26 protein-coding genes are annotated in these 26,051 nt (G+C 61.6%); 22 read left to right on the top strand and 4 right to left on the bottom strand.

Annotated features, from left to right (window positions below):
• Nucleotides 1-19: 19 nt before the first annotated feature.
• The 6 genes from rpsN to rpmD all read left to right on the top strand — a co-directional run bounded on the left by rpsN (nt 20) and on the right by rpmD (nt 2,567).
• The gene (rpsN, locus tag EI983_RS04915) at nt 20-325 is read left to right on the top strand and encodes a 30S ribosomal protein S14 (protein WP_157706283.1); all 306 of its coding nucleotides are present in this window, start codon (nt 20-22) and stop codon (nt 323-325) included.
• 12 nt (nt 326-337) lie between these two features.
• Nucleotides 338-730 (top strand): 30S ribosomal protein S8, encoded by a 393-nt coding sequence (gene rpsH / locus EI983_RS04920; RefSeq protein WP_157706284.1) that lies wholly within the window; start codon nt 338-340, stop codon nt 728-730.
• A 13-nt stretch (nt 731-743) separates the two neighbouring features.
• Nucleotides 744-1,277: a 50S ribosomal protein L6 gene (gene rplF, locus EI983_RS04925; RefSeq protein ID WP_157706285.1), complete on the top strand. Its 534-nt coding sequence runs from the start codon at nt 744-746 to the stop codon at nt 1,275-1,277.
• A 12-nt stretch (nt 1,278-1,289) separates the two neighbouring features.
• A complete protein-coding gene (gene rplR, locus EI983_RS04930; RefSeq protein WP_157706286.1) occupies nt 1,290-1,646 on the top strand; it encodes a 50S ribosomal protein L18 in 357 nt (118 codons plus the stop codon).
• Nucleotides 1,647-1,803: 157 nt separating this feature from the next.
• Nucleotides 1,804-2,367, top strand: coding sequence for a 30S ribosomal protein S5 (rpsE, locus tag EI983_RS04935; RefSeq protein ID WP_157706287.1), 564 nt, complete (start codon nt 1,804-1,806; stop codon nt 2,365-2,367).
• 11 nt (nt 2,368-2,378) lie between these two features.
• Nucleotides 2,379-2,567 (top strand): 50S ribosomal protein L30, encoded by a 189-nt coding sequence (gene rpmD, locus EI983_RS04940; protein WP_157706288.1) that lies wholly within the window; start codon nt 2,379-2,381, stop codon nt 2,565-2,567.
• Nucleotides 2,568-3,086: 519 nt separating this feature from the next.
• On the opposite strand, the gene EI983_RS04950 is transcribed toward rpmD, so the two are convergent.
• The gene (locus tag EI983_RS04950) at nt 3,087-3,794 is read right to left on the bottom strand and encodes a vWA domain-containing protein (RefSeq protein ID WP_246162286.1); all 708 of its coding nucleotides are present in this window, start codon (nt 3,792-3,794) and stop codon (nt 3,087-3,089) included.
• Between the two features lie 81 nt (nt 3,795-3,875).
• Here EI983_RS04950 and EI983_RS04955 point away from each other — a divergent pair, with 81 nt between their 5' ends.
• The 4 genes from EI983_RS04955 (at nt 3,876) to EI983_RS04970 (ending at nt 7,252) form a co-directional block, all read left to right on the top strand.
• Entirely contained in the window at nt 3,876-4,259 is a 384-nt protein-coding gene (locus EI983_RS04955) for an ectoine synthase (protein ID WP_157706290.1), read from the top strand.
• Nucleotides 4,260-4,665: 406 nt separating this feature from the next.
• The gene (rplO, locus tag EI983_RS04960; protein ID WP_157706291.1) at nt 4,666-5,139 is read left to right on the top strand and encodes a 50S ribosomal protein L15; all 474 of its coding nucleotides are present in this window, start codon (nt 4,666-4,668) and stop codon (nt 5,137-5,139) included.
• 107 nt (nt 5,140-5,246) lie between these two features.
• The gene (secY, locus tag EI983_RS04965; RefSeq protein ID WP_157706292.1) at nt 5,247-6,611 is read left to right on the top strand and encodes a preprotein translocase subunit SecY; all 1,365 of its coding nucleotides are present in this window, start codon (nt 5,247-5,249) and stop codon (nt 6,609-6,611) included.
• Complete coding sequence (locus EI983_RS04970) at nt 6,608-7,252, top strand: adenylate kinase (RefSeq protein WP_157706293.1); 645 nt, start codon at nt 6,608-6,610, stop codon at nt 7,250-7,252. Before secY ends, EI983_RS04970 begins: the two co-directional genes overlap by 4 nt.
• A 47-nt stretch (nt 7,253-7,299) precedes the next feature.
• On the opposite strand, the gene EI983_RS04975 is transcribed toward EI983_RS04970, so the two are convergent.
• Complete coding sequence (locus EI983_RS04975; protein ID WP_157706294.1) at nt 7,300-7,695, bottom strand: BLUF domain-containing protein; 396 nt, start codon at nt 7,693-7,695, stop codon at nt 7,300-7,302.
• Between the two features lie 325 nt (nt 7,696-8,020).
• Between EI983_RS04975 and rpsM the strand changes: the two genes are divergently transcribed.
• From rpsM to EI983_RS05035, 12 genes are all read left to right on the top strand, one after another.
• Entirely contained in the window at nt 8,021-8,389 is a 369-nt protein-coding gene (gene rpsM / locus EI983_RS04980; protein ID WP_157706295.1) for a 30S ribosomal protein S13, read from the top strand.
• A 15-nt stretch (nt 8,390-8,404) separates the two neighbouring features.
• On the top strand, nt 8,405-8,794 hold the full coding sequence (gene rpsK, locus EI983_RS04985; protein WP_157706296.1) for a 30S ribosomal protein S11: 390 nt from the start codon (nt 8,405-8,407) through the stop codon (nt 8,792-8,794).
• A gap of 116 nt (nt 8,795-8,910) precedes the next feature.
• Nucleotides 8,911-9,927 carry a DNA-directed RNA polymerase subunit alpha gene (locus tag EI983_RS04990; protein ID WP_157706297.1) on the top strand — a complete coding sequence of 339 codons (1,017 nt, stop codon included), beginning with the start codon at nt 8,911-8,913 and terminating at the stop codon, nt 9,925-9,927.
• Between the two features lie 137 nt (nt 9,928-10,064).
• A complete protein-coding gene (rplQ, locus tag EI983_RS04995; RefSeq protein WP_157706298.1) occupies nt 10,065-10,490 on the top strand; it encodes a 50S ribosomal protein L17 in 426 nt (141 codons plus the stop codon).
• Nucleotides 10,491-10,573: 83 nt separating this feature from the next.
• A complete protein-coding gene (locus EI983_RS05000; protein ID WP_157706299.1) occupies nt 10,574-11,626 on the top strand; it encodes a TauD/TfdA family dioxygenase in 1,053 nt (350 codons plus the stop codon).
• 80 nt (nt 11,627-11,706) lie between these two features.
• A complete protein-coding gene (locus tag EI983_RS05005; protein ID WP_157706300.1) occupies nt 11,707-13,086 on the top strand; it encodes a trypsin-like peptidase domain-containing protein in 1,380 nt (459 codons plus the stop codon).
• Between the two features lie 3 nt (nt 13,087-13,089).
• The gene (locus EI983_RS05010; RefSeq protein WP_157706301.1) at nt 13,090-14,397 is read left to right on the top strand and encodes a replication-associated recombination protein A; all 1,308 of its coding nucleotides are present in this window, start codon (nt 13,090-13,092) and stop codon (nt 14,395-14,397) included.
• Nucleotides 14,398-14,690: 293 nt separating this feature from the next.
• Nucleotides 14,691-16,295: an ABC transporter substrate-binding protein gene (locus EI983_RS05015; RefSeq protein ID WP_157706302.1), complete on the top strand. Its 1,605-nt coding sequence runs from the start codon at nt 14,691-14,693 to the stop codon at nt 16,293-16,295.
• Nucleotides 16,296-16,484: 189 nt separating this feature from the next.
• Nucleotides 16,485-18,074 (top strand): ABC transporter substrate-binding protein, encoded by a 1,590-nt coding sequence (locus EI983_RS05020; protein ID WP_246162289.1) that lies wholly within the window; start codon nt 16,485-16,487, stop codon nt 18,072-18,074.
• Nucleotides 18,075-18,282: 208 nt separating this feature from the next.
• Nucleotides 18,283-19,239, top strand: a complete 957-nt coding sequence (locus EI983_RS05025; RefSeq protein ID WP_157706304.1) for an ABC transporter permease — start codon at nt 18,283-18,285, stop codon at nt 19,237-19,239.
• Between the two features lie 12 nt (nt 19,240-19,251).
• The gene (locus EI983_RS05030; RefSeq protein ID WP_157706305.1) at nt 19,252-20,316 is read left to right on the top strand and encodes an ABC transporter permease; all 1,065 of its coding nucleotides are present in this window, start codon (nt 19,252-19,254) and stop codon (nt 20,314-20,316) included.
• Nucleotides 20,317-20,318: 2 nt separating this feature from the next.
• A complete protein-coding gene (locus EI983_RS05035; RefSeq protein ID WP_157706306.1) occupies nt 20,319-22,013 on the top strand; it encodes an ABC transporter ATP-binding protein in 1,695 nt (564 codons plus the stop codon).
• A gap of 345 nt (nt 22,014-22,358) precedes the next feature.
• Here EI983_RS05035 and EI983_RS19415 read toward each other — a convergent pair whose 3' ends face one another.
• Nucleotides 22,359-22,481, bottom strand: coding sequence for a hypothetical protein (locus EI983_RS19415; protein ID WP_281356454.1), 123 nt, complete (start codon nt 22,479-22,481; stop codon nt 22,359-22,361).
• A 184-nt stretch (nt 22,482-22,665) separates the two neighbouring features.
• Nucleotides 22,666-25,962, bottom strand: coding sequence for a carbamoyl-phosphate synthase large subunit (gene carB / locus EI983_RS05040; protein ID WP_157706307.1), 3,297 nt, complete (start codon nt 25,960-25,962; stop codon nt 22,666-22,668).
• Nucleotides 25,963-26,051 lie beyond the last annotated feature (89 nt).

A 26,051-nucleotide genomic window follows, 5' to 3' on the forward strand; every position in this document is an offset into this window, starting at 1 on the left:
GCCGGGGAGGACACACGACATGGCAAAAAAAGCAATGATCGAACGCGAGAAGAAGCGTCAGAAGCTGGTGGAGAAATACGCCGCCAAGCGCGCCGCGCTCAAAGAGATCATCAATGATGAATCCAAGCCGATGGAAGAGCGTTTCCGCGCCTCCCTGAAGCTGGCGCAACTGCCCCGCAACAGCTCGGCCACACGGTTGCACAACCGCTGCCAGCTGACGGGCCGTCCGCATGCTTACTATCGCAAGCTGAAAATCAGCCGGATCGCCCTGCGTGATCTGGGCTCCGCCGGCCAGTTGCCCGGCGTTGTGAAATCGAGCTGGTAAGGAGGGTATGTGATGAACGATCCTATCGGCGATATGCTCACCCGTATCCGCAACAGCCAGATGCGCGGCAAGTCCACCGTGACCTGCCCGGCATCGAAGCTGCGCGGCTGGGTTCTGGATGTGCTGGCCGACGAAGGCTACATCCGCGGCTATGAGAAAGTGACGGGCGACGATGGTCACCCGGCGCTGGAAATCAGCCTGAAATATTTCGACGGCGCTCCCGTCATTCGCGAGATGAAGCGGGTCTCCAAGCCCGGTCGTCGCGTGTATATGGGCGTCAATGACATCCCCGTTGTCCGTCAGGGCCTGGGCGTGTCGATTGTCTCCACGCCCAAGGGTGTGATGTCGGACGCAAGTGCCCGCGCTGCCAATGTTGGTGGCGAGGTCATCTGCACCGTATTCTAAGGAGGGCAGCGTAATGTCTCGTATCGGCAAACAACCGGTCGCCCTTCCCAGCGGCGTGACGGCGACCCTGAACGGTCAGACCATCGAGGTCAAAGGCCCGAAGGACACCCAAAGCTTCACCGCCACGGATGACGTGACCATCGCCATCGAAGAGGGCCAGATCACGGTCAGCCCCCGTGGCAAGTCCAAGCGCGCGCGCCAGCAATGGGGCATGACCCGTACGGTCATCGCCAACCTGGTGCACGGGGCCTCGGACACGTTCAAGAAAGAGCTGGAGATCCGCGGCGTGGGCTACCGGGCTCAGATGCAGGGCAATGTCCTGAAGCTGAACCTCGGCCTGTCGCATGATGTGGATTTCGAAGTACCTGCTGGAGTGACTGTCACTGCGCCCAAGCCCACCGAACTGGTGGTCGAAGGCCATGACAAGCAGCTCGTCGGTCAGGTCGCGGCCAATATCCGCGACTGGCGGCGCCCCGAGCCCTACAAGGGCAAGGGCATCCGCTACAAGGACGAGTATATCTTCCAGAAGGAAGGCAAGAAGAAGTAAGGACGCAAAGAGATGGCAAACAGCAAACGACAACTGTTCATCAAACGCCGCCTGCGCGTTCGGAACAAACTTCGCAAGGTCAATGCAGGGCGTCCGCGCCTCAGCGTGCACCGGTCGTCCAAGAATATCAGCGTGCAGCTGATCGACGATCTGAACGGTGTGACCCTGGCGTCGGCATCGACTATGGAAAAGGCCCTGTCGACCGGCAAGAACGACATCGCCGCCGCCACCAAAGTGGGCGAGGCGATTGCCGAGCGCGCCAAGAAGGCGGGCGTCACCGAGGCCTATTTCGACCGGGGCGGGTTCCTGTTCCACGGTCGTATCAAGGCCCTGGCCGACGCCGCGCGTGAAGGCGGGCTGAAAATATAGGTGCGTGAGATCACGCACCCTACGGTCAGCTGTAGGGTGTGTGCTTGCACGCACCATGCGTTGAAGGCGGTTCGCCGCCTCGATGATCCGGGCGCAAATATCGCACTGGGATTGAGACAATCAGGGCCTTGGGCCCGCAAGACAAAGGACGCCAACAATGGCAAGAGATGACAACCGGGGCCGGGGTCGCGACCGCGAAGAAGCTCCAGAATTCGCCGACCGCCTGGTCGCGATCAACCGCGTTTCCAAAACCGTCAAGGGTGGTAAGCGCTTCGGCTTCGCCGCGCTCGTCGTTGTGGGCGACCAGAAAGGCCGTGTCGGCTTCGGCAAGGGCAAGGCCAAAGAGGTGCCAGAGGCGATCCGCAAGGCCACCGAGCAAGCCAAGCGCCAGATGATCCGCGTGCCGCTGCGCGAAGGCCGCACCCTGCACCACGATATCGAGGGGCGTCATGGCGCCGGTAAGGTGGTCATGCGCACTGCCCCCACGGGGACCGGTATCATCGCCGGTGGTCCGATGCGGGCCGTCTTCGAGATGCTGGGCGTGCAGGACGTTGTTGCCAAATCCATCGGCTCGCAGAACCCCTATAACATGATCCGCGCCACCATCGACGGGCTGCAAAAAGAAGCCAGCCCCCGCATGGTCGCCCAACGCCGTGGCAAGAAAGTCGCCGACATCCTGAAAAAGGATGACGCACCGGCTGCTGCCGACGCGGAAGCCTGAGGAGAGAGACAATGGCCAAGACCATCGTGATCAAACAGATCGGCTCCCCGATCCGCCGCCCCGCCAAACAGCGCCAGACGCTGATCGGCCTGGGCCTGAACAAAATGCACAAGGTGCGCGAGCTGGAAGACACCCCCGCCGTGCGCGGCATGATCAACAAGATCCCGCATATGGTGGAGATCATCGAAGAAAAAGGGTGAGATCGCGGTGCGTGAAATCACGCACCCTACACCTGAATTAGGCACCCCGGTCAGGACTGGCCGGGGTGTTTTCGTTCCAATTGCCTGATGCTACCCTATGCTTATGCGCAGATTTGCCATCATACGTGTGCCCACAAACGGACCGCCTGCCTTGATCAACATGGATAGTGTCTTCGAGAGCGAAGCCGAGGCACGCGCGAAGTTGGCTGGTCTGGAAGAAACGCAATTGAAAACGCACCATACATATCTCGATATCGTGGCGTTCGAAGGAAATTTGCAGGACGCGATGAGCAGGTTGGGTATTGTGTTTTAGGTCGCCGCTTTGCCATCTCCAAAGTCTGGACGAAGCACCAACAGCGCGGAATCAAGGCGAAGCCGCCGCGCCATCGCCGGGCCGCCCCCCGGCACGGCGTTATGTTGACGCTGGGCGCTCCGCTCGATCTGCACGCGCGCCGACAGGGATAAAACGCTGCAGATCAACCGTTGGATCGCCGCACCGCGGCCCAACGATCGCGCGGCTCACCCAGATCGGCGCAGGCTTGGCCTCATCCCGATCAAATCACACCCCAGCGTCACCCGCAAAGCCTCGGCCAGTTCCTCCACCGTCTCGGTGTTCACATACATCCCCCCCGTCGCATCCGACAGGCACTTGGCCACGCTATCCGCGCCGGTGAACACACCCGCCTCGGGGCTGTTCCAGGCAAAGGGGTCAAAGGCCACGCGGAAGCCGATCACATGCACGGTCAGCCGCGTCTCCTCCGCCAGCCGCCGCCCGAGCGCACAGGGCCGCCCACCGCAGGTCTCGTTTCCATCCGTCACCAGCACGATGATCCCGCGCGAGCCGAGCACATCGGCGGCGGCCTCGACCGAGGCGGCCAGTGGTGTCATCCCGCCGGGGATCAGCCCACCGATCTCTTCCGCCACCGGCCCGGCGGCATCGCGCACCGGCGCAAAGCGCAGGGAAATGCCGGTGCAGCCCTCATCCCCGCCGGGGCCATAGACCAGCAAGCCCACCCGCCGGATCGGGGCGATCTGCGGCATCGCCAGGGCCATGGCCGCGCGGGCGTCGTCGATGCGCGTGGGCGCGGTGAGGTCAAAGCCCTTCTCGTCCATCGAGGCGGAGCCATCCATCACCAGCATCGCATCGCGCGCGCAGCCATCCTGCGCAAGGGCAGGGGCAAGACCCACCGAGAGGGCAAGGACAGAGGCGCATAGAGACCGCAACATACCCCATGACACACCGAGACAGCGTTGAAATCAATCTGTAGGGTGGGGCGCACCCCATCTTGCACGGAACGGAGCCATCACATGTTCGTCAAAACCCTCGCCGATATTCTCGATACCGACGCTCATGTTACCGGTGACGCCTTTGAAAGCCGTCGGATCCTGCTGGCGTCGGACGGGCTGGGCTATTCCTTCCACGACACGGTGATCAAGGCGGGCACAACGCAGCATCTGCATTACAAGAACCATATCGAGGCGAATTACTGCATAGACGGGCAGGGGGAGGTGGAATGCGTGGCCACGGGACAGGTCTGGCCGCTTGGCCCTGGGTCGATGTATGTGCTCGACCAGCATGACGCGCATATCGTGCGGGCTGAGACAGATATGCGGTTGATCTGTATTTTCACACCGGCGCTGACCGGGCAGGAGACGCATGATCCTGATGGAAGTTACGCCGCGCCGGAGTGAATGGCGGGCAAGCGGGGCGAAGCTGCCATTCAACCGGCGCGCCACAGGCGGCCCATGGCCAGCCCCCGGGATGGCGATCCTGACGGACGTTCCGGGGCACTTTATCCCCGCCACATCCGCGCGCAGAACGAGCGAAGCACCCAGCTTACCCTATCGCCAGCCCAGGTAGGGGGGCTGGCGATGGGCCGGGCGCTTCGCGCTGTTAACCGGCCTGTTGTGTATCGCTCGAAGGTCCGCAAAGGGCTCAAAGCTGCCGCCCGCCAAAGCAGCAGCTCCCCCCTTGATCCCCCGCACCATCCCGTCTATACGCCCCCGGTGGCGCTTTGCGTCATGGAATCAAAACCAAGAAACGCCGCGGTTGGCCCCATCACGCTTCGGGGGTCACATCCGGCTCAGGAGAAGCGATATGAAACTGCATGAACTGCGCGACAATGACGGCGCAACCAAGAAACGCACCCGCGTAGGCCGTGGTCCGGGCTCGGGCAAGGGCAAGACCGGTGGCCGGGGTATCAAAGGTCAGAAATCCCGCTCGGGCGTGGCGATCAAAGGGTATGAAGGCGGGCAGATGCCGCTCTACCAACGCCTGCCGAAGCGCGGCTTCACCAAGCCGAACGCCAAGAAATTTGCCGTGGTCAACCTCGGCCTGATCCAGAAATTCGTGGACGCCAAGAAGCTCGACGCCAAAGGCACGATCACCGAGGACGTGCTGGTGGAAAGCGGCCTGGTGCGCCGCAAGCTCGACGGTGTGCGCGTGCTTGCCAAGGGCGACGTGACCGCGAAACTGAACATCGAAGTGACCGGCGCGTCCAAATCGGCCATCGAGGCGGTCGAGAAGGCGGGCGGCTCACTCAAGGTCACAACCGCGCAGGCGGCTGAATAAGAGGTTGTGAGCGGGCCGCGCGCCCCTTACATAGCTCTTAGTTTTCCAAAACACGCCGCCCGGCCGGAAAACGGCTCTGGGCGGCGTTGTCATAAAGAGAGAGCCGAATGGTATCCGCAGCTGAACAAATGGCCGCCAACACGAGCTGGTCGGCCCTGGGCAAGGCCACTGATCTCCGCAACCGTATCTTTTTCACGCTGGGTCTGCTCTGCGTCTATCGCCTGGGCACCTATATTCCCGTGCCGGGCATCGACGGGGCCGAGCTGCGGCAATTCATGGAGCAGGCGGCCACCGGCATCGGCGGCATCCTGTCGATGTTCACCGGCGGCGCGCTGGGGCGGATGGGGATCTTTGCCCTTGGCATCATGCCCTACATTTCGGCCTCTATTATCGTTCAGCTTCTGACGGCCATGGTGCCCGCGCTTGAGCAGCTCAAGAAAGAGGGCGAGCAGGGGCGCAAGAAGATCAACCAATATACCCGCTATGGCACGGTGTTTCTGGCCACGCTGCAAAGCTATGGCCTCGCCATGTCGCTGCAATCGGGCGATATCGTGACCAATCCGGGCGCGTTCTTTGTGGCGTCCTGCATGATCACCCTGGTGGGTGGCACGATGTTCCTGATGTGGCTGGGTGAGCAGATCACCGCGCGCGGTGTGGGCAACGGCATCTCGCTGATCATCTTCGTCGGTATCATCGCCGAAGTTCCGGCCGCTCTGGCGCAATTCTTCGCCTCTGGCCGCTCGGGCGCCATCAGCCCGGCGGTGATCATCGGCGTGATCCTCATGGTCATCGTGACCATCGGCTTTGTGGTGTTCATGGAGCGCTCGCTTCGCAAGATCCATATCCAGTATCCCCGCCGCCAGGTCGGGATGAAGGTCTATGACGGGGGCTCCTCGCACCTGCCGGTCAAGGTCAACCCCGCAGGCGTGATCCCGGCGATCTTCGCCAGCTCGCTTTTGCTTCTGCCGATCACCATCGGGACGTTCTCGGGCAATTCGACCAACCCGGTCCTGTCGACCATTCTGGCCTATTTCGGCCCGGGCCAGCCCGCCTATCTGGCCTTCTTCACCCTGATGATCGTGTTCTTCACCTATTTCTACACGTTCAACGTGGCCTTCAAACCCGATGACGTGGCGGACAACCTGAAGAACCAGAACGGCTTCGTTCCCGGTGTGCGCCCGGGCAAGAAGACGGCGGAGTATCTGGAATACGTGGTCAACCGCGTGCTCGTGCTGGGCTCGGCCTATCTGGCCCTCGTGTGTCTTCTGCCCGAGATCCTGCGCGCGCAGCTCAACATTCCGTTCTATTTCGGCGGCACCTCGGTTCTGATTGTGGTCTCGGTGACGATGGACACGATCCAGCAGGTGCAAAGCCATCTTCTGGCGCATCAATATGAAGGGCTGATTGAAAAGTCGCAGCTCAGCGGCAAGGGCAAGAAACGCGCCCGCAGAAAAGGGACTGGACGAAAATGAACATTATCCTTCTCGGACCGCCGGGCGCCGGCAAAGGCACGCAGGCACATATCCTCGTCGAAGGGCGCGGGATGATCCAGCTTTCGACCGGTGACATGCTGCGCGAAGCCAAGGACAGCGGAACCGAGATGGGCAAGATCGTGGCCGACGTGATGGCGCGCGGCGATCTGGTGACGGATGAGATCGTGATCGGCCTGATCCGCGAGAAGCTTCAGGGCGACAAGCAGGGCGGCTTCATCTTCGACGGCTTCCCCCGCACCCTGGCCCAGGCCGATGCGCTGGCCGATCTGCTGGCCGAGAATGGCGAGACGCTGGATGCCGTGGTGGAAATGCAGGTGGATGACGATGCCCTGGTGCAGCGGATCACCGCGCGATCGACCTGTGGCGGCTGCGGCGCGGTCTATAACGACATCACCAAGCCCTGGCCCGCCGATGGCAAATGCGCCAATTGCGGCTCGACCGAGGTCAAGCGCCGGGCGGATGACAATGAGGAAAGCCTCAAGAACCGCCTGATGGAGTATTACAAGAAAACCTCGCCGCTGATCGGGTATTACTACGCCAAGGGTCAGCTGCGCTCGGTCAACGGTCTGGGCGAGATCGACGAGGTGTCCGCGTCAATCGCAGGCGCGCTGGACGGGTAATCCCGGCTGGCCCTGTCCAAGGCCATGCCTGGGCAGGCGGGCGGATGTCAGTGGCTCGCAATCCGTTTGATCTGGGCGATGATCGCGTCCGCGTCGCCTTCGGGGCCATGGGGGCTTTCGCTGATCCCGCCTGGGGCGAGGCCGGAAAGGCGGGCCACCTGATATCCCATAGACCAGTCTGCGAAGAGCGGTTTGTCCACCGCTTCGAATTTGAGGCATTCAACATCCGTGTGACGCTGATCCCGGCAAATTCGTGCGAATAGAAGCCTCAGCCTGTCCTCGGAGCCTTCCAGCACCTGATAGAAGAGCCGCTGATCGCGCAGCAGATACCCGGAAATGCCTGCCAGCTTGTTGGCGGCAATGGCGTGGTTCAGAATATCCATATCGCTGCTATGCCATTTGCTATGGTTGGAGACGCTGCGATACAAGAGTTGAAAGTCCATGAAATTGCCGTCCATTGCCGCTGTTGAAGAAGTAGTGCCTTGGCAGGTATTGAGGTCTTGTTGCAGCAGCGTACGGTCGCCTTGATGGTGCGGCGCCAGAGAGCCGGGCAACAGGGCGCAAAGACCTTTGGCGTTTGGGGTTGACGCCCCTGTCAAACCTGACTAGACCGCACCATCTCTAAGAGAAAATGATTCCTTGACGGGTCGCGCCCGCCACCGAATCGATCACCTGAAGTCAGCTGCGGCCCGAGCATCATGCCTCGGGCTTACGTTGTGAAAAAAGGGTCTGGAGCTACGGACCCGCAACGAAAAAGGAAAGTGACACGTGGCACGTATCGCCGGCGTAAACATCCCGACCCACAAACGGGTCCCGATCGCCCTCACCTATATCACCGGTATCGGCCATGCTTCGGCCAAAGCCATCTGCGAAGCCGTGAACATCGACGCTGCCCGTCGTGTGAACGAGCTCTCCGACGCCGAAGTTCTTGCCGTGCGCGAGCATATCGACGCCAATTACAACGTCGAAGGCGACCTGCGCCGTGAAGTGCAGATGAACATCAAGCGCCTGATGGACCTCGGCTGCTACCGTGGCCTGCGCCATCGCCGCAATCTGCCCGTGCGCGGCCAGCGCACCCACACCAATGCGCGCACGCGCAAAGGTCCGGCGAAACCCATCGCCGGCAAGAAGAAGTAAGGGAGGGCAGAGCACATGGCACGTGATACCCGTCGCGCAAAGCGCAAGGTCTCCAAGAACATCGCCACCGGTGTGGCGCATGTGAACAGCTCGTTCAACAACACCAAGATCCTGATCTCGGACGTGCAGGGCAACGCGATTGCCTGGTCCTCGGCCGGGACCATGGGCTTCAAGGGCTCGCGCAAATCGACCCCTTACGCGGCCCAGATGGCTGCGGAGGATGCGGGCAAGAAAGCTCAGGAGCATGGCATGAAGACGCTCGAAGTCGAAGTGCAAGGCCCCGGCTCTGGCCGTGAAAGCGCGCTGCGCGCCCTGGCGGCGATTGGTTTCAACATCACCTCGATCCGTGATGTGACCCCGATTGCCCACAATGGCTGCCGCCCGCCGAAACGCCGCCGCGTTTAAGCATTCGTATTCCGGGTGGGGCCGCGTGAGACGTCACGGCCCCATTCCGCATTTTTGAAACCTCGGGCGTCGTCCACCTTTGGACATGGGGGGGCGACAGGTATGGAGGGAAGAGCATGATCCATAAGAACTGGGCCGAATTGATCAAACCGACACAGCTCGACGTGAAGCCGGGCAATGACCCGCTGCGTCAGGCCACCATCGTGGCCGAACCGCTGGAGCGCGGCTTTGGCCTGACCATGGGCAACGCCCTGCGCCGCGTGCTGCTGAGCTCGCTGCAAGGCGCCGCCATCACCTCCGTGCAGATCGACAACGTCCTGCATGAGTTCTCCTCGGTTGCCGGTGTGCGTGAAGACGTGACCGACATCGTGCTGAACCTCAAGGGCGTCGCCCTGCGCATGGAAGTCGAAGGGCCCAAGCGCCTGTCGATCAATGCCAAGGGGCCGGGCGTCGTGACCGCGGGCGATATCTCCGACAGCGCGGGCATCGAAGTGCTGAACAAAGAGCACGTGATCTGCCACCTCGACGATGGCGCCGATCTCTTCATGGAACTCACCGTGAATACCGGCAAAGGCTATGTCTCGGCAGACAAGAACAAGCCCGAGGATGCGCCCATTGGCCTGATCCCCGTCGATGCGATCTATAGCCCCGTGATCAAGGTCAGCTATGACGTACAGCCCACCCGTGAGGGCCAGGTGCTGGACTATGACAAGCTGACCATGAAAGTGGAAACCGATGGCTCGATCACCCCGGACGATGCCGTGGCCTATGCCGCGCGTATCCTGCAGGATCAGCTCAGCATCTTCGTCAACTTCGAAGAGCCTGAGAGCGCCGGCCGTCAGGACGAGGACGATGGTCTGGAGTTCAACCCGCTTCTGCTGAAGAAAGTGGACGAGCTGGAGCTTTCCGTGCGCTCGGCTAACTGCCTGAAGAACGACAATATCGTCTATATCGGCGACCTGATCCAGAAAACCGAAGCCGAGATGCTGCGCACCCCGAACTTCGGCCGCAAGTCCCTGAACGAGATCAAGGAAGTGCTGTCTGGCATGGGTCTGCACCTGGGTATGGATGTCGAAGACTGGCCTCCCGACAATATCGAGGACCTGGCCAAGAAATTCGAAGACCAGTTTTAGGTGCGTGTGAACACGCACCCTACCGCCAGGATGTAGGGTGCGTGATTTCACGCACCACCGGGCAATCCCGCCCCAAGGAGAGCGGCTGACACGCATCAGACCGCCGGACAAAGCAAAACCAAGAAGGAACCAGAAAAATGCGTCACGCACGAGGATACCGCCGCCTGAACCGCACTCATGAGCACCGCAAGGCGCTCTTTGCCAACATGGCCGGCTCGCTCATCGAACATGAGCAAATCAAGACCACCCTGCCCAAAGCCAAGGAACTGCGCCGCGTGGTGGAAAAGCTGATCACCCTGGGCAAGCGCGGCGATCTGCACGCGCGCCGTCAGGCCGCATCGCAGCTCAAGCAGGACATGCATGTGGCCAAGCTCTTTGACGTGCTTGGACCGCGCTATGCCGAACGTCAGGGCGGGTATGTCCGCGTGCTGAAGGCCGGCTTCCGCTATGGCGACATGGCTCCGATGGCGATCATCGAATTCGTCGATCGTGACGTCGATGCCAAGGGTGCCGCCGACAAGGCCCGCGTGGCCGCCGAAGAGGCAGCCGGCGACGACGAATAAATTGAATTCCCGAATGGGAATTGGGGCCCCTGCCGGATCGGCGGGGGCTTTTCTTTTGGGTCATTTGCAGCCTAACTGCAGCTATGCGCCTTGACGAACTTCCCCCCGCATTCACCGGCCCCGCGGCCTGGATCGGCCGCGATCTGGCGGCCCGGCCCGAGACATGGCACGTCGCCCTTTCCGATGCACAGATCGCTGATCTTGAACAGGCGGCTGAGGCCTATCTCGCCCTTGGCCGCGACATCGGTGAGATCACGGCAGAGGCGTTTCCGCTGGGCCCGTTTGCCAGCCATGTGACCCGGTTGCGTGACAAGCTGATCAAGGGTATCGGCGTTGAGGTGCTGAGCGGCCTGCCCGTGCAGCGGTATAGCCAGGAGATGGCCGCCACCATCTTCTGCGGGATCGGCGCGCATCTGGGGCGGGCGCGCTCGCAGAATGCCGCCGGGCACATCCTGGGCCATGTGCGCGATACAGGGGCGGACCCCAACGACACCAACACCCGCATCTATCAGACCTCCGCGCGCCAGACCTTTCACACCGACAGCGCCGACGTGGTGGGCCTGATGTGCCTGCGCGATGCCAAGGAGGGCGGCGATAGCCTTCTGGTCAGCGCCGAGACACTCTTTAACCGCATGCGCGCCACGCGCCCGGACCTTCTGGCGCTGCTCTTTGACCCCATCGCCACCGACCGGCGCGGCGAGGTTCCCGAAGGGATGAAGCCTTTCATGGAAATCCCGGTGCTGAGCTGGCACGCGGGTCATCTGACCGTTTTTTACCAGCGGCAGTATATCGACAGCGCGCAGCGGTTTCCCGACGCCATGCGCCTGACCGAGCAGCATATCGAGGCGCTCGATATGTTCGACGCCCTTGCCAATGATCCGGAGTTGCACATCCAGATGCGCCTCAAGCCGGGCGATATGCAGTTTGTCTATAATCACGCGCAACTGCACGACCGGACCGGCTTTGTCGACTGGCCCGATAGGGACAAGCGGCGGCACCTGATGCGGCTGTGGCTGTCTGTTCCGGGGGACAGGCCGCTGCCGGAATGCTTCCGGCAACGCTATGGCTCGATCGAGATTGGCAATCGCGGCGGGATCGTCACTGCCGGCACAAGGCTGCACGCCCCGCTGGACTGAGAGCTGCCTCGCCGCCCGCGCGGCTTGCAATCCGGCGGCGCGCGGCTCATATCCTGATCAGCGCCACCGCCGGAGTGACCATGTTTCGCGCCACGCTCGCTTGCCTCATACTGCTGACAAGCCCGCTCTGGGCTGAAACCCGCGTGCCTGCAAGCCAGGCCGAGATTTCCCTGGGTTTCGTGCCGGTGGTCAAATCAGCCGCGCCCGCTGTGGTCAATATCTACGCCAAGCGCATCGTCAATGTGCGCGCCAGCCCTTTCTCGAACGACCCGTTTTTTCAAAACCTGTTCCGCGATTTCGGCGCGCCCCGGCAGCGGGTGCAGAACTCGCTTGGCTCCGGCGTGATCCTCAGCGGTGAGGGGATCGTGGTGAGCAACTATCATGTGGTGGGCGAGGCCACGGATATCCGCGTTGTGCTCAATGACCGGCGCGAGTTTTCAGGCCGCGTGCTGCTGTCGGATGAGGAAAGCGATCTGGCGATCCTGCAACTGGATGAGGCGCAAGACTTGCCGGCATTGCCCTTGCGTGACAGCGACACGGTGGAGGTGGGCGAGCTGGTGCTGGCCATCGGCAACCCGTTTGGCGTGGGCCAGACGGTCAGCAGCGGGATCGTCTCGGGCCTGGCGCGGTCCGGCACGGCGATGGGCAACACACGCGGGTATTTCATCCAGACCGACGCGCCCATTAACCCCGGCAATTCGGGGGGCGCGCTGGTGGATGTGAATGGCGCTCTGATCGGGATCAATACCTCGATCCTGTCGCGCTCGGGCGGCTCCAACGGGATCGGCTTTGCCATTCCTTCCGCGCTCGTGGCCGAGTTCGTGGCGCAGGCGCAGGCGGGCAAGACGCGGTTTGAACGCCCCTGGGCAGGCGTCACCGGCCAGCCGGTCGATGCGGATCTGGCCGAGGTGCTGCAACTTGACCGCCCCGGCGGGATCGTCCTGTCGGAGTTTCACGAGGCGAGCCCCTTGAAGGCGGCGGGGCTGATCCCCGGCGATGTGATCACCGATGTGGATGGCGTGGCCGTGAATACACCAGCCGAGATGGTCTATCGCATGACCGTCGCGGGGCTAGGACAGGAAGCGGTCGTCACCCGCGTGCGCGAAGGCCGCGCCGAGCAGGTGACGCTCAGTCTCATCGCGCCGCCCGATGATCCGCCGCGCGGCACGCTCACCACATCGCGGCGCACGGTGTTTCCGGGCATCACCCTGGAACAGGTGAACCCGGCGGTGATCGCCGAGATGGGCCTGCCGCTGAACTCGCAAGGCGTGGTGGTGGCCGATCCGGGCCAGACCGGGGCGCGGGCGGGGATGCAGCGCGGCGATATCCTTCTTGGGATCAACGGCAAGCGTGTTGACAGCCCTGAAGAGGCCGAGGCGATGCTGCGTGAGGTGCGCGGACGGCTGGCACTCGATATCGGGCGGGGCAACCGGCGTGTCACCCTTCGGTTCCGGCTCTGAGCGGTGGCGGATCTCTTCGATACTGGCCCGACGGAGGCCCCGGACAGCGCCCCGCGCCCGCTGGCGGACCGGCTCCGCCCCAAGACCCTTTCGGAGGTGATCGGCCAGGAACAGGTGCTTGGGCCCGACGCGCCGCTTGGTGTGATGCTCGGCTCCGGCTCGCTTGGTTCGCTGATCTTCTGGGGTCCGCCCGGCGTGGGCAAGACCACGATCGCCCGGCTTCTGGCGGATGAAACCGACCTGCATTTTGTCCAGATCAGCGCGATCTTCACCGGTGTGCCGGAATTGCGCAAGGTGTTCGAGGCGGCCAAGCATCGCCGGGCGAACGGGCAGGGGACGCTGCTTTTCGTCGATGAGATCCACCGCTTCAACAAGGCACAGCAGGACGGCTTCCTGCCGCATATGGAGGATGGTACGATCCTTCTGGTGGGGGCGACAACGGAAAACCCCAGCTTCGAGCTGAACGCCGCCCTTCTGAGCCGCGCGCAGGTCCTGGTGCTGGAGCGGCTTGATCTGGCCGATCTGGAACGGCTGGCGCAGCGGGCCGAGAAGGAGCTGGGCAAGGGGCTGCCGCTGGACGGCCCCGCGCGCGAGGCGCTGCTGGAGATGGCCGATGGCGACGGGCGGGCGCTTCTCAATCTGATCGAACAGGTGGCGGCCTGGACCGTCGAAGGCAAGCTCGACACCGAGGCGCTGACCAAACGGCTGATGAAGCGCGCGGCCAAGTATGACAAATCGGGTGACGAGCATTACAACCTCATTTCCGCCCTGCACAAATCCGTGCGCGGCTCGGACCCGGATGCGGCGCTCTATTGGCTGGCCCGGATGCTGGAAGGCGGCGAAGACCCGCGCTATCTGGCCCGGCGGATCACCCGGATGGCGGTTGAGGATATCGGCCTTGCCGACCCGCAGGCGCAGGCCGTCTGTCTGCAAAGCTGGGAAACCTATGAGCGGCTGGGCAGCCCCGAGGGCGAACTGGCGCTGGCGCAGGCGGTGACTTATCTGGCGCTCGCGCCCAAATCCAACGCGGCTTATGTGGCGTACAAGGCGGCGATGAAGGCGGCCAAGGCCTCGGGGAGCGAGCCGCCGCCCAAACATATCCTCAACGCCCCAACCAGCCTGATGAAAGAGCAGGGATTTGGCGACGGATATGCCTATGACCACGATGCCGAAGACGGGTTTTCCGGGCAGAACTATTTCCCCGAGACGATGAAGCGCCCGGTCCTTTATCAGCCGGTCGAGCGCGGCTTTGAGCGTGAGCTGAAAAAACGACTGGATTACTTCTCAAAGCTGCGAAGCCGTCGGGGATAACAAGAAGTTTACAACTATCGGGGTGACGTCGTTTTTAGACTATTCTATGTTGTTTTCTGGCTAAGCTGAGCTGTGGAACAGGCCCATACTGGCTCCAATCGGCTCAATCTTCAGGGTTGTTTAAGAAATTCTGAAGTTTTGAACGATTTGGTGGAGTTTGATAAAGTTTCATGCTTTGCTGAACATGTCGCAAATGAACACTCGCCAGGAAGACGATCCGCTTGAACACTTTTTCCAAACCGACCGTCACCAACATCTGCGATGCATCCAATAAAACTCAGGGAGACAATGAAATGATCAAGGATCAGATGATGATTGATCGTCTGGCAGCGGCGGCCCGCGAAGGCCGTATTTCGCGCCGGTCGTTCATGAACTACTCACTTGCCGCAGGCATGACCGCCTCGGCTGCAACCGGCCTTTGGGGAACCGCAGCCAAGGCAGAGCCCAAGCGCGGCGGTAAATTCCGCCTGGGCGCACATGACGGCAACACCTCGGACACGCATGATCCGGGCACCTATGTGACCTTCTCGATGATCCAGCTTGCGCATACCTTCCGCGCCTATCTGACATTGATCGAACCTGATGGGTCGCTGGGGCCGGATGTGGCGACCGAATGGGCCGCATCACCGGATGCAAAAGAGTGGACGTTCAAGATCAATCCCAATGCGACCTTCCATAGCGGTGCGAAAGTGACCGCGAACGATGTGATCGCTTCGATGAATCACCACCGCGGCGAAAACTCCACCTCTGCGGCGGCCGCGCTGCTGGCGGATGTTCAGGACCTGGTCGACAATGGTGACAACTCGGTCACCTTCAAGCTGGGGTCCGGCAATGCGGACCTGCCGTGGCTTATGACTGACTATCACCTTCCGATTATCCCGGCCAACGACGATGGCACGGCCAATTGGCAGACCGGTGACGGTTGTGGCCCCTACAAGCTGGAAGAAGCCGAGTTTGGCGTTGGCTACAAGCTAAGCCGTCACGAGGATTGGCATCTCGAAGGCGCCTATTTCGACGAGGTCGAAATTATCGTGCTGAATGACCCCAACGCTCGCCAGACCGCGCTGGTCACCGGCGATGTGGACGGGATCACCCAGCTGGAGTTGAAAACCCTGGCGCTGCTGCAACGCGATCCGAATATCGAGATCGACAACGTGCCTTCAGCGGCGGCCATCACCATGCCCATGCTCACCGATGTGGCGCCGTTCGACAATGTCGATGTGCGCAACGCGCTCAAGCACGCCATCAACCGCGAGGAACTGATCGAGAAGATTGCGTTTGGCGCGGCCACCATCGGCAACGATTTCCATCATTCGCCGGCCATGCCTTACTGGCCCGAAGGGATCGAACAGACGCCGTATGATCCCGACAAGGCCAAGTCGCTGCTGAAAAACGCAGGGATGGAAGGCCTGACTGTCGACCTCAGCGTGGCGGATTCGGTTTACTCGGGTGCTGTGGACATGTGCGTGCTCTATTCAGAACAGGCCAAGGCTGCGGGCATCACCATCAACGTCACGCGCGAGCCAAATGACGGCTACTATTCCGACGTGTGGCTGAAAAAGCCGTGGTGTGCGGTGCAGTGGGGCGCGCGTCCTACCCCGGATGTGATGTATTCGCTGGCCTATAAGGACGATGCGGCCTGGAACGAAAGCCGTTGGCAAAACGCGCGGTTCAACGAACTGCTGCGCGCGGCCAAGGCAGAGCTGGACGATGCCAAGCGGGCAGATATGTACCGCGAAATGGCAATTCTGGCGAAGGATGATGGCGGCACCGTTATCCCGTTCTTCCCGAACTTCGTCTATGCGCACCGCAAGAACGTCAAGCATGGCGAGAACCTCGCGGCGAGCTGGCAGATGGATGGCGCACGCGCCTGTAGCCGCTGGTGGTTCGACGGCTGAGCCAAAACAGAATTCCCTGGCGCATCCCGCGCCAGGGTTTTCGCATGCAGGGCAATGGACCAGGCCTGAATCGCGACTACACTGTCTCCTCGCATAGCGGGAAACTGCTTCAGCGAGAGACACTTCGACGCCGGAAACGGCATGTACCAGGTCCAATAGGGAGACTAAAAAAATATGGTCAAAGATCAGATGTTGATCAATCGCCTGGCGGCGGCTGCCAAAGAGGGCAGCATTTCCCGCCGGTCGTTCATGAACTATTCGCTTGCGGCAGGCATGACCGCCTCTGCCGCAACCGGTCTTTGGGGAACATCCGCAAAGGCAGCGCCTCAGCGCGGCGGCAAATTCCGCGTGGCCCAGCATGACGGGAACACCTCGGACAGCCACGATCCGGGGTCGTACCTGTCCTATGCGATGATTTCGCTGGCCCATACGCACCGCTCGTTCCTAACCATGATCAACACCGATCAGACGCTTGGGCCGGATGTCGCAACCGAATGGTCAGCGACACCTGACGCGATGGAATGGACCTTTGTCCTGAACCCGAAGGCTACGTTCCACTCGGGCAAGAAGGTGACGGCGGCTGACGTGCTGGCGTCGATGAACCATCACCGCGGCGAGGACTCAGGCTCGGCTGCCAAGGCGCTTCTCGCGTCGGTAAGGGAGATTGTCGACAATGGCGACCACTCGGTCACCTTCAAGCTCGATGCGCCCAACGCTGACCTGCCCTGGATCATGCCGGATTATCACCTGCCGATCTGTCCTGCCAACGAAGACGGCACGCTGAACTGGCAATCGGCCGATGGCTGTGGCCCCTACAAGCTTGTCGAGCACGAGTTTGGTGTCGGCTCCCGCCTGGTGCGCCATGACGATTGGCACGGCGAAGGCGCCTATTTCGACGAGATCGAGTATATCGTCATCAACGACCCGAACGCGCGTCAGACCGCGCTGGTGACGGGCGATGTGGATGCGGTCACGCTTCTTGAGAACAAGACGCTGAGCCTGCTGCAACGCGACCCCAACATCGAGGTGGACAATGTGCCCTCGGCCCAGTGCATCACCATGCCGATGCATTGTGACACCGCACCGTTCGACAATGTCGATGTCCGCATGGCGCTGAAACTGGCGATGGATCGCGAGGAACTGGTCGAGAAGATCACCTTTGGCGCGGCCACGATCGGCAACGACTTCCACCATTCGCCCGCCATGCCCTACTGGCCCGATGACATCCCGCAGCGCGAGTATGACCCCGAAAAGGCCAAGGCTCTGCTGAAAAAGGCAGGCGCCGAGGGCCTGACGGTGAACCTCAGCACCGCGGAATCGATCACCACCGGTGCCGTGGACCTCTGCGTGCTTTATGCGGAACAGGCCAAGGCGGCGGGCATCAACATCAACGTGGTGCGCGAGCCGAACGATGGCTACTGGTCGGATGTCTGGCTGACCAAGCCCTGGTGCGTTGTGTCCTGGGGCGCGCGTCCCACGCCGGATGTGATGTATACATTGGGTTACAAGGACGACGCCGCCTGGAACGAAAGCCGCTGGCAGAATGCGCGCTTCAACGAGCTGCTCCTGATGGCCAAGGCTGAACTGGACGATATGAAACGCGCCGAGATGTATCGCGAAATGGGCATGATCGCCCGCGACGACGGTGGTTCGGTGATCCCGTATTTCCCGAACTTCGTCTATGGACGCCGCGCCAACGTCAAGCATACCGGCCAACTGGCCGCGAGCTGGGCGCTCGACGGGGCCCGAGGCGCACATCGCTGGTGGTTCGAAAGCTGAGCCAGTCACCAGGAAACCCGGCGCCTATCGCGCCGGGTTTTTTCATGAAGGTGAATCAAGTTGCACCATCATAAACAGCGCGGAATAGAACGCCGGATTTCCGAGTAAATGACGCCAGTTGGACAGGAATGCCGCGAGTGCGCATTGACCCTCAAGCCATTTTCCGAAAAGCTGGCCACAATAATAAATCTAAAACAGGGAGGGACACATGGGAGATATCCTGAAGCTCGTTGGTCAACGGCTTGGTCTCGGGTTGATCATTTTGCTGGTCATCTCGATTATCATCTTCTTCATGGTCGAACTATTGCCCGGCGACATCGCACAAGCGGTGCTGGGACAGGGGGCCACCGAAGAGAACCTTGCCGCTTTGCGCAAGGAAATGGGGCTCGATAAGCCCGCGATCGTGCGATACATCGAATGGCTCGGTGGGGCCATCTTCTTTGATTTCGGCAATTCGGTCGTCACCGGCGAACGGGTTTCGGTCGTCATTGGCGAGCGGTTCATGAACACGCTCTTCCTCGCGGCCTACGCAGCCGTTATCGCCGTGCCCGTGGCCATCATCCTCGGCATTCTGGTCGCGCTGCTGCGCAACTCGATCTTCGACCGGGTCGCCAACGTGCTGACGCTGACCTCAATTTCCTCGCCTGAGTTCTTCCTCGGTTATATCCTCATCCTCTACTTCGCGGTGAAATGGGGCATGTTCCCGGCCATCGCCAGCCTGAGCGACGGGATGAGCCTGGGGCAGTTGCTCGAACGCACCTTCCTGCCGGCGCTGACGCTGGTGCTTGTGGTGGTCGCGCATATGATGCGGATGACCCGAGCGGCGATCATCAACCTGCTGGCCTCGCCTTATATCGAAATGGCGCGGCTCAAGGGGGTTCCGCCCCTGAAGGTGATCGTCAAGCACGCCCTGCCCAATGCCTGGGCTCCGATCATCAACGTGGTGGCGCTCAACCTTGCCTACCTGATCACCGGTGTGGTCCTCGTCGAGGTGGTGTTCGTCTATCCCGGCATCGGCCAGGCTCTTGTGGACGCGGTGTCCAAGCGCGACTTCCCGGTTGTGCAGGCCTGCTGTCTGATCTTCGCGGCCACCTTCATCCTGCTCAATCTCGCAGCGGATGTGGGCGCCATTCTCACCAACCCGCGCCTGCGGCACCCGAAATAAGGAGGCAGAGCTATGAGTACTTTTGTCATAATCTACTATTCACTGCTTCTGGCCGGTTCGACCGCAGCGGCGTATTTCAACAAGAAGTCGGTGTTCACGCTGCTCTTCTCGCTTACGATGGTGTCCTTCGTTCTGGGTATCATCGGCGGGCCGGGCGCGCTTTACGGGGTGGCCATCTGTGCGGGGCTTCTGGCCCTCGCGGCGATGGTCTCCTACTGCTTCCGCGAGTTCCTGATCATGATGGTCAGCAACGAAATGGCCAAGGAACTGCGTACCGCACCCCTGACCGCCGCCTTCGGGATGTTCGTGATCTTCACCTACGCGATCACCGGCATCTTCGCGCCCTGGATCGCGCCCTATGGCGAGGCCGAGGTGATCTCGTCCGCCTTTGCGCCGGCGGATGAGAACATGCTGCTTGGCGCCGACCAGCTCGGCCGCGACATGTTCAGCCGGATCGTCTATGGCACGCGCAACTCGGTGGGTCTGGCACTGACCGCCACGGTCGCGGCCTTCATCCTTGGGGCGGGTGCCGGGCTTCTGGCGGCCACCAAAGGCGGCTGGTTCGATCAGTTCATGGGCCGTCTGGCGGATGTGATCATGTCGATCCCGTCGCTGATCTTCGCCCTGCTGATGCTGTCGATCTTCGGCCCCTCGATGCCGGTCATCATCTGTGCTGTGGCGATCATCTATGCGCCGCGCGTCTTCCGCCTGACCCGGGCGGTCGCGGGTAACGTGGTGGTCATGGACTATATCGAAGCGGCCAAGCTGCGCGGGGAAGGGACGGGTTATCTGATCCGTCGCGAAATCCTGCCCAACTCCATGGCCCCTCTCGTGGCCGAGTTCGGCCTTGAGTTCTGCTTCGTGTTCCTGCTCGTTGCTGGCCTCAGCTTCCTCGGCCTTGGCATCCAGCCGCCCACGGCGGACTGGGGCTCTATGGTGCGGGAGAACGCCACGCTGATCTCGTTCGGGGACATCACACCGCTAATCCCGGCGGCAGCCATCGCGTTGCTGACGGTGGCGGTCAACTTCGTCGTTGACTGGATGCTGTTCCGGTCCTCCGGTCTGAAGGAGAAATAATCATGAGCCAAGACAAAAGCGTATTGCTCGAAATCCGGGACCTGAAGATCCAGGGCTATTCGGATGAAACCTGGATCGACATCATCAAGGGTGTCGATCTGACCTTGCATCGCGGCGAAGTGATGGGCCTGATCGGGGAATCCGGGGCGGGTAAATCCACCATCGGGGCCGCGGCCATGGGCTATGCCCGCGATGGCACGCGGATCTGCGAAGGCTCGAAGATCGAGTTCGACGGGATGGAACTGACCACAGCCACCGAAAGCGAGAAGCGCGCCCTGCGCGGCTCGCGCATCGCCTATGTGGCGCAATCGGCGGCGGCGTCTTTCAACCCGGCGCACAAGATCATCGACCAGCACACCGAAGCACCCCTGCAATACCGTCTGCAAAAGCGGATGGAAGCGCAGGAAGACGCGATGGACCTCTACGAGCGTCTGCGCCTGCCCAATCCGAAGGAGATCGGCTTCCGCTATCCTCACCAGGTGTCGGGTGGTCAGCTTCAGCGGGCGATGACGGCCATGGCCATGTCCTGTCGGCCGGACCTGATCATCTTCGATGAGCCGACGACGGCGCTGGACGTGACGACGCAGATCGAGGTTCTGGCCGCGATCCGCGACATCGTCGACCAGTTCAACACCGCCGCGCTTTACATCACCCATGACCTTGCCGTCGTGGCGCAGATGGCCGACACGATCAAGGTGTTGCTGAAAGGTGAAGAGGTCGAGGAAGCCTCGACCGAGGAGATGCTCGACAACCCGAAAGAGGACTACACCAAGTCGCTCTGGGCGGTGCGCAGCTTCGAAAGCCCGCAGCGCTATCGCAAGGAAGGGGCGACACCTCTGATCTCGGTCAAGAATGTCGACGCGGCCTATACGGGTGGTCCCAAGATCCTCGACGACGTCAGCTTTGACATCCACGAGGGCATGACCGTTGCCGTGGTGGGCGAATCCGGTTCGGGCAAGTCCACCACCGCGCGGGTGATCACCGGGCTTCTGCCGCCCTCCAAGGGCGAAGTGCTGTTCAAGGGAACACCCTTCCCGCCGGATTACCGGAACCGGACCAAGGATCAGCTCCGCCAGTGCCAGATGATCTATCAGATGGCCGATACGGCGCTGAACCCGAAGGTGCGCATCTCCGAGATCATCGGCCGCCCGGCGCAGTTCTATTCGGGCCTCACCGGGGCCGCGCTCAAGAGCCGTGTGGATGAACTTCTGGACCTGATCGAGCTTGATCCCTCGAAGTTCTATAACCGCTATCCGCCCGAGCTTTCAGGTGGGCAGAAACAGCGGATCGGGATCGCGCGGGCACTGGCGGCAGAGCCGACTTTCATCGTCTGTGACGAGGTGACATCGGCGCTTGACCAACTGGTTGCCGAGGGCATCCTGCGCCTTCTCGACCGGCTCCAGAACGAGCTCAACCTGGCCTATATGTTCATCACCCACGACCTTGCCACCGTGCGCTCGATCGCCGACGAGGTGATCGTGATGCAGCAGGGCCGGGTGGTCGAACAGGGGCCGAAGGACGAAATGTTCACACCCCCGCACCATCCCTATACCGATCTGTTGCTCAGCTCGGTGCCGGAGATGGATCCGAACTGGCTGACCACGCTGCTCGAAGAGCGTGGGATCGACAATGTGGGCGACGCGGCTGCGGCCAAGATCGACCCGAACGATCCCAAAGTGCAAACCACCGGCGGCTGATCCGTCCGGACAGTCAAAAAGAAAGGCGGCCTGCAATGGGCCGCCTTTTTTTATTGAAATATGCGGGCAGAGCTCAGGTGATCACCATAGCCGACCCGACCATGATCCCCACGATAATCGCGTAAAAGATCACCACAGCAGGCCAGCTGGCGCTGTGCATCCGTGCCTCGCGGAGCCATTCGTCTCTGTTCATGCTCTGCCTCCTCTCCCCGTTCGGGCGGGGTGTAAAAAGCGAAAACGCCGGGAGGCCCGTTGATCAGGGCCTGCGGCGTGTTTCAATCATGTCGGGTTGGCGTTCTGCCAGGGGTCAGGCGGCCATGCCGCCGGGACGCTTACCTTGCCTGCTTACGCAACGATGGCCATGGCCGAAAGCACAAGCGTGCCAACGAGAGCCGCATACACAAGCGCAACAGCCTGCCACGTCGCGGAATGCATACGCAGTTCACGGTTCAGTTCGTCGCGGGTCATGTTGGCCTCCATCTTTGAAGGTTGCGTTAATACGGTAGATCTTTCGAGCCCCGTCACCCGCACATAATCGAAAATTGTGGCGAAGCAATGAAAATCAGCATGCAAAGCGTGCAACCCTGCTGACGCGTCATTGCATAGCTCTTGGCGCTACAAATCCCTTGAACTTCAAGGGCTTGTCTTGAGTTTACGTTGACCCCTGCAACGGCATCACCTGCAAATCGCCCTCTTGCCGCGCCTTGATCGCCATCGCCGCCGCATGGCTGCCCGCCGCGGTGGTGTAATAGGGGATCTTGTCATAAAGCGCGACCGAGCGGATTTCGCGGCTGTCTTCCACCGCTGCGGCCCCTTCGGTCGTGTTCATCAGCAGGTGAATCTCGCCGTCCTTGAGCATATCCACCACGTTGGGCCGCCCTTCATAGACCTTCTTGACCACCTCGCAGGCGATCCCGTGCCCTTCCAGGAACGATGCGGTGCCGCCGGTAGCGACGATGGAAAACCCAAGATCCACAAGGGTTTGCGCGGTTTCCACCAGAAGCGGCGTCTTGTCGGCATCCTTGATCGAGAAGAACACCTTGCCTTCGCTGGGCAAATCAACCCCCGCGCCCATCTGCGCCTTGAGGAACGCCCGCGAGAAAGAGATATCCCAGCCCATCACCTCACCGGTGGAGCGCATCTCGGGGCCAAGGATCGTGTCCACACCGGGGAAACGCGCAAAGGGCATGACCGCTTCCTTGACGCTGAACCACGGCATCGCCGGATCGGCCAGCGTCATCTGATCGGCCATGGGCAGGGTGCCGGGCTTGGCATCGGACGGGTAGGGGCCGCGATGCGGGAAAGCGTCGAGGCTCTCGCCCGCCATCAGCCGCGCGGCGATCGAAGCAATGGCGCTGTCGGTGGCCTTGGCCACAAAGGGCACGGTGCGGCTGGCGCGCGGGTTCACCTCGATCAGGTAAATCTCATCATCCTTCACGGCGAATTGCACGTTCATCAGCCCGCGCACGTTCAGCGCCAGCGCCAGCGCCTCGGTCTGGCGCTCGATCTCGCCGATGATCTCTTTCGACAGCGTGTAGGGCGGCAGCGAACAGGCGCTGTCGCCCGAATGCACGCCGGCCTCTTCGATATGTTGCAGAATACCCGCCACATGGACGCGGCTGCCATCGCAGAGCGCATCCACGTCGCATTCGATGGCACCGGCCAGATAGCCATCCAGCAGAACAGGGCTGTCGCCCGAGACCACCACCGCCTCGGCGATGTAGCGTTCCAGCTGCGCCATGTCGCGCACGATTTCCATCGCGCGCCCGCCCAGAACATAGGACGGGCGGATCACCAGCGGGAAGCCGATTTTCTCGGCAATCGCAAGGGCTTCGGCGTCAGAGCTGGCAATACCGTTATTCGGCTGCTTGAGGCCCAGATCGTTGACCAGCGCCTGGAACCGCTCGCGGTCTTCGGCGAGGTCAATCGCGTCCGGCGTGGTGCCGAGGATCGGAATGCCCGCCTCTTCCAGCGCATTGGCGAGCTTCAGCGGGGTCTGGCCGCCAAACTGGACGATCACCCCGTGCAGCGTGCCGTTTTCCTGCTCGACTGTCAGGATTTCCAGCACATGCTCAAAGGTCAGCGGCTCGAAATAGAGCCGGTCGGACGTGTCATAATCCGTGCTCACCGTCTCCGGGTTGCAGTTGATCATGATCGTCTCATAGCCCGCTTCGGTCAGGGCAAAACAGGCATGACAGCAGCAGTAATCAAACTCGATCCCCTGGCCGATCCGGTTGGGGCCCCCGCCCAGAATGACCACCTTCTTACGGTCAGAAGGCCGTGCCTCGCATTCCACTTCGCCCATCATCGGCTCTTCATAGGTGGAATACATATAGGGCGTCTGGGCTTCGAATTCGGCCGCACAGGTGTCGATCCGCTTGAACACGGCCTTCACCCCATGCGCCAGCCGTGCCGCGCGCACGTGCGCCTCGCTCTGCCCGGTCAGCTTGGCCAGGCGGGCATCGGTAAAGCCCAGCATTTTCAACGCTCTGAGGCCCGCCTCGTCAGCAGGCAGGCCTTCGGCCTGGACCTTTGCCTCGGCGTCTACGATCTCCCGGATGCGCGCCAGGAACCAGGGGTCAAAGCTGGTCACGCCAAAGATCTCATCGTCGCTCAGCCCCTCGCGCATCGCCTGCGCAATGGTGCGCAGCCGGTCCGGGGTCTGCTGGCTGATCGCCTTGATCACGGCGGATTTTTCCGGCGCGCCCTCGATTTCGACCTCGTCGAACCCGGTCAGGCCGGTTTCCATGCTGGCCAGCGCCTTTTGCAGGCTCTCATGGATCGTCCGGCCAATCGCCATCGCCTCGCCTACGGATTTCATCGCCGTGGTCAGATAGGGCGCAGAGCCTGCGAATTTCTCAAAAGCAAAGCGCGGGATCTTGGTGACCACATAGTCAATCGTCGGCTCAAAGCTTGCCGGCGTCACCTTGGTGATGTCGTTGTCCAGCTCATCCAGCGTATACCCCACGGCAAGCTTGGCCGCGATCTTGGCAATCGGGAAGCCTGTCGCCTTGGAGGCAAGCGCCGAAGACCGGCTGACCCGCGGGTTCATTTCGATCACCACCATCCGGCCGTCTTCGGGGTTGATCGCCCATTGCACGTTCGATCCGCCGGTCTCCACCCCGATCTCGCGCAGCACGGCGATAGAGCCGTTGCGCATGATCTGATATTCCTTGTCGGTCAGCGTCAGGGCCGGGGCCACGGTGATGCTGTCACCGGTATGCACGCCCATCGGGTCCACGTTCTCGATGGAACAGACGATGATTGCATTGTCCGCCTTGTCGCGGACGACCTCCATCTCGTATTCCTTCCAGCCCAGCAGGCTTTCGTCGATCAGGATCTGGTTGACCGGGCTGGCATCCAGCCCCGACTTGCAGAAATGCTCGTAATCGTCGCGGTTATAGGCCACGCCGCCGCCGGTGCCGCCCAGGGTAAAGGCGGGCCGGATGATCGCGGGCAGGCCGATATGCTCAAGGGCCGCCATGCATTCTTCCATCGTGTTGGCGATGGTGGCCTTGGGGTTTTCGATACCCAGCCGGTCCATCGCCTCACGGAACAGCTTGCGGTCCTCGGCCATCTCGATGGCCTCGCGATTGGCGCCGATCAGCTCGACGCCGAATTTTTCCAGCACGCCCATATCGGCCACGGCAAGTGCTGTGTTCAGCCCCGTCTGCCCGCCCATCGTGGGCAAAAGTGCGTCAGGGCGTTCCTTTTCGATGATCTTGGCCACGATCTCGGGCGTGATCGGCTCGATATAGGTGGCGTCGGCCAGCTCGGGGTCGGTCATGATCGTCGCGGGGTTCGAGTTGACCAGGATGACGCGATAGCCTTCCTCGCGCAGCGCCTTGCAGGCTTGCGCTCCCGAGTAGTCAAACTCGCAGGCTTGCCCGATAATAATAGGCCCGGCACCGATGATCATGATGGAGTTCAGATCGGTTCTTTTCGGCATGGGGCCCCCCGGGTCAGCGCAAATTGTTGGCGTTATATCCATGTCGGGCCGGGGTGCAAGGGACTTCGCAAATCTGGGGCATTTTGGCG

Source organism: Roseovarius faecimaris, assembly GCF_009762325.1.
Lineage (GTDB): Bacteria > Pseudomonadota > Alphaproteobacteria > Rhodobacterales > Rhodobacteraceae > Roseovarius > Roseovarius faecimaris.

Bases quoted from the DNA above. Each gene is read 5' to 3' on its own strand.
- EI983_RS04970 (WP_157706293.1), top strand. From the start codon at position 6,608: ATGAACATTATCCTTCTCGGACCGCCGGGCGCCGGCAAAGGCACGCAG.
- EI983_RS05015 (WP_157706302.1), top strand. From the start codon at position 14,691: ATGATCAAGGATCAGATGATGATTGATCGTCTGGCAGCGGCGGCCCGC.
- rplQ (WP_157706298.1), top strand. From the start codon at position 10,065: ATGCGTCACGCACGAGGATACCGCCGCCTGAACCGCACTCATGAGCAC.
- EI983_RS05000 (WP_157706299.1), top strand. From the start codon at position 10,574: ATGCGCCTTGACGAACTTCCCCCCGCATTCACCGGCCCCGCGGCCTGG.
- carB (WP_157706307.1), bottom strand. From the start codon at position 25,962: ATGCCGAAAAGAACCGATCTGAACTCCATCATGATCATCGGTGCCGGG.
- EI983_RS04975 (WP_157706294.1), bottom strand. From the start codon at position 7,695: ATGGACTTTCAACTCTTGTATCGCAGCGTCTCCAACCATAGCAAATGG.
- EI983_RS05035 (WP_157706306.1), top strand. From the start codon at position 20,319: ATGAGCCAAGACAAAAGCGTATTGCTCGAAATCCGGGACCTGAAGATC.
- EI983_RS05020 (WP_246162289.1), top strand. From the start codon at position 16,485: ATGTTGATCAATCGCCTGGCGGCGGCTGCCAAAGAGGGCAGCATTTCC.
- EI983_RS04950 (WP_246162286.1), bottom strand. From the start codon at position 3,794: ATGTTGCGGTCTCTATGCGCCTCTGTCCTTGCCCTCTCGGTGGGTCTT.
- rpmD (WP_157706288.1), top strand. From the start codon at position 2,379: ATGGCCAAGACCATCGTGATCAAACAGATCGGCTCCCCGATCCGCCGC.
- EI983_RS05005 (WP_157706300.1), top strand. From the start codon at position 11,707: ATGTTTCGCGCCACGCTCGCTTGCCTCATACTGCTGACAAGCCCGCTC.
- rplR (WP_157706286.1), top strand. From the start codon at position 1,290: ATGGCAAACAGCAAACGACAACTGTTCATCAAACGCCGCCTGCGCGTT.
- EI983_RS19415 (WP_281356454.1), bottom strand. From the start codon at position 22,481: ATGACCCGCGACGAACTGAACCGTGAACTGCGTATGCATTCCGCGACG.
- rpsK (WP_157706296.1), top strand. From the start codon at position 8,405: ATGGCACGTGATACCCGTCGCGCAAAGCGCAAGGTCTCCAAGAACATC.
- rpsH (WP_157706284.1), top strand. From the start codon at position 338: ATGAACGATCCTATCGGCGATATGCTCACCCGTATCCGCAACAGCCAG.
- secY (WP_157706292.1), top strand. From the start codon at position 5,247: ATGGTATCCGCAGCTGAACAAATGGCCGCCAACACGAGCTGGTCGGCC.
- rplF (WP_157706285.1), top strand. From the start codon at position 744: ATGTCTCGTATCGGCAAACAACCGGTCGCCCTTCCCAGCGGCGTGACG.
- EI983_RS05030 (WP_157706305.1), top strand. From the start codon at position 19,252: ATGAGTACTTTTGTCATAATCTACTATTCACTGCTTCTGGCCGGTTCG.
- EI983_RS05025 (WP_157706304.1), top strand. From the start codon at position 18,283: ATGGGAGATATCCTGAAGCTCGTTGGTCAACGGCTTGGTCTCGGGTTG.
- rplO (WP_157706291.1), top strand. From the start codon at position 4,666: ATGAAACTGCATGAACTGCGCGACAATGACGGCGCAACCAAGAAACGC.
- EI983_RS04955 (WP_157706290.1), top strand. From the start codon at position 3,876: ATGTTCGTCAAAACCCTCGCCGATATTCTCGATACCGACGCTCATGTT.
- rpsE (WP_157706287.1), top strand. From the start codon at position 1,804: ATGGCAAGAGATGACAACCGGGGCCGGGGTCGCGACCGCGAAGAAGCT.
- rpsN (WP_157706283.1), top strand. From the start codon at position 20: ATGGCAAAAAAAGCAATGATCGAACGCGAGAAGAAGCGTCAGAAGCTG.
- EI983_RS04990 (WP_157706297.1), top strand. From the start codon at position 8,911: ATGATCCATAAGAACTGGGCCGAATTGATCAAACCGACACAGCTCGAC.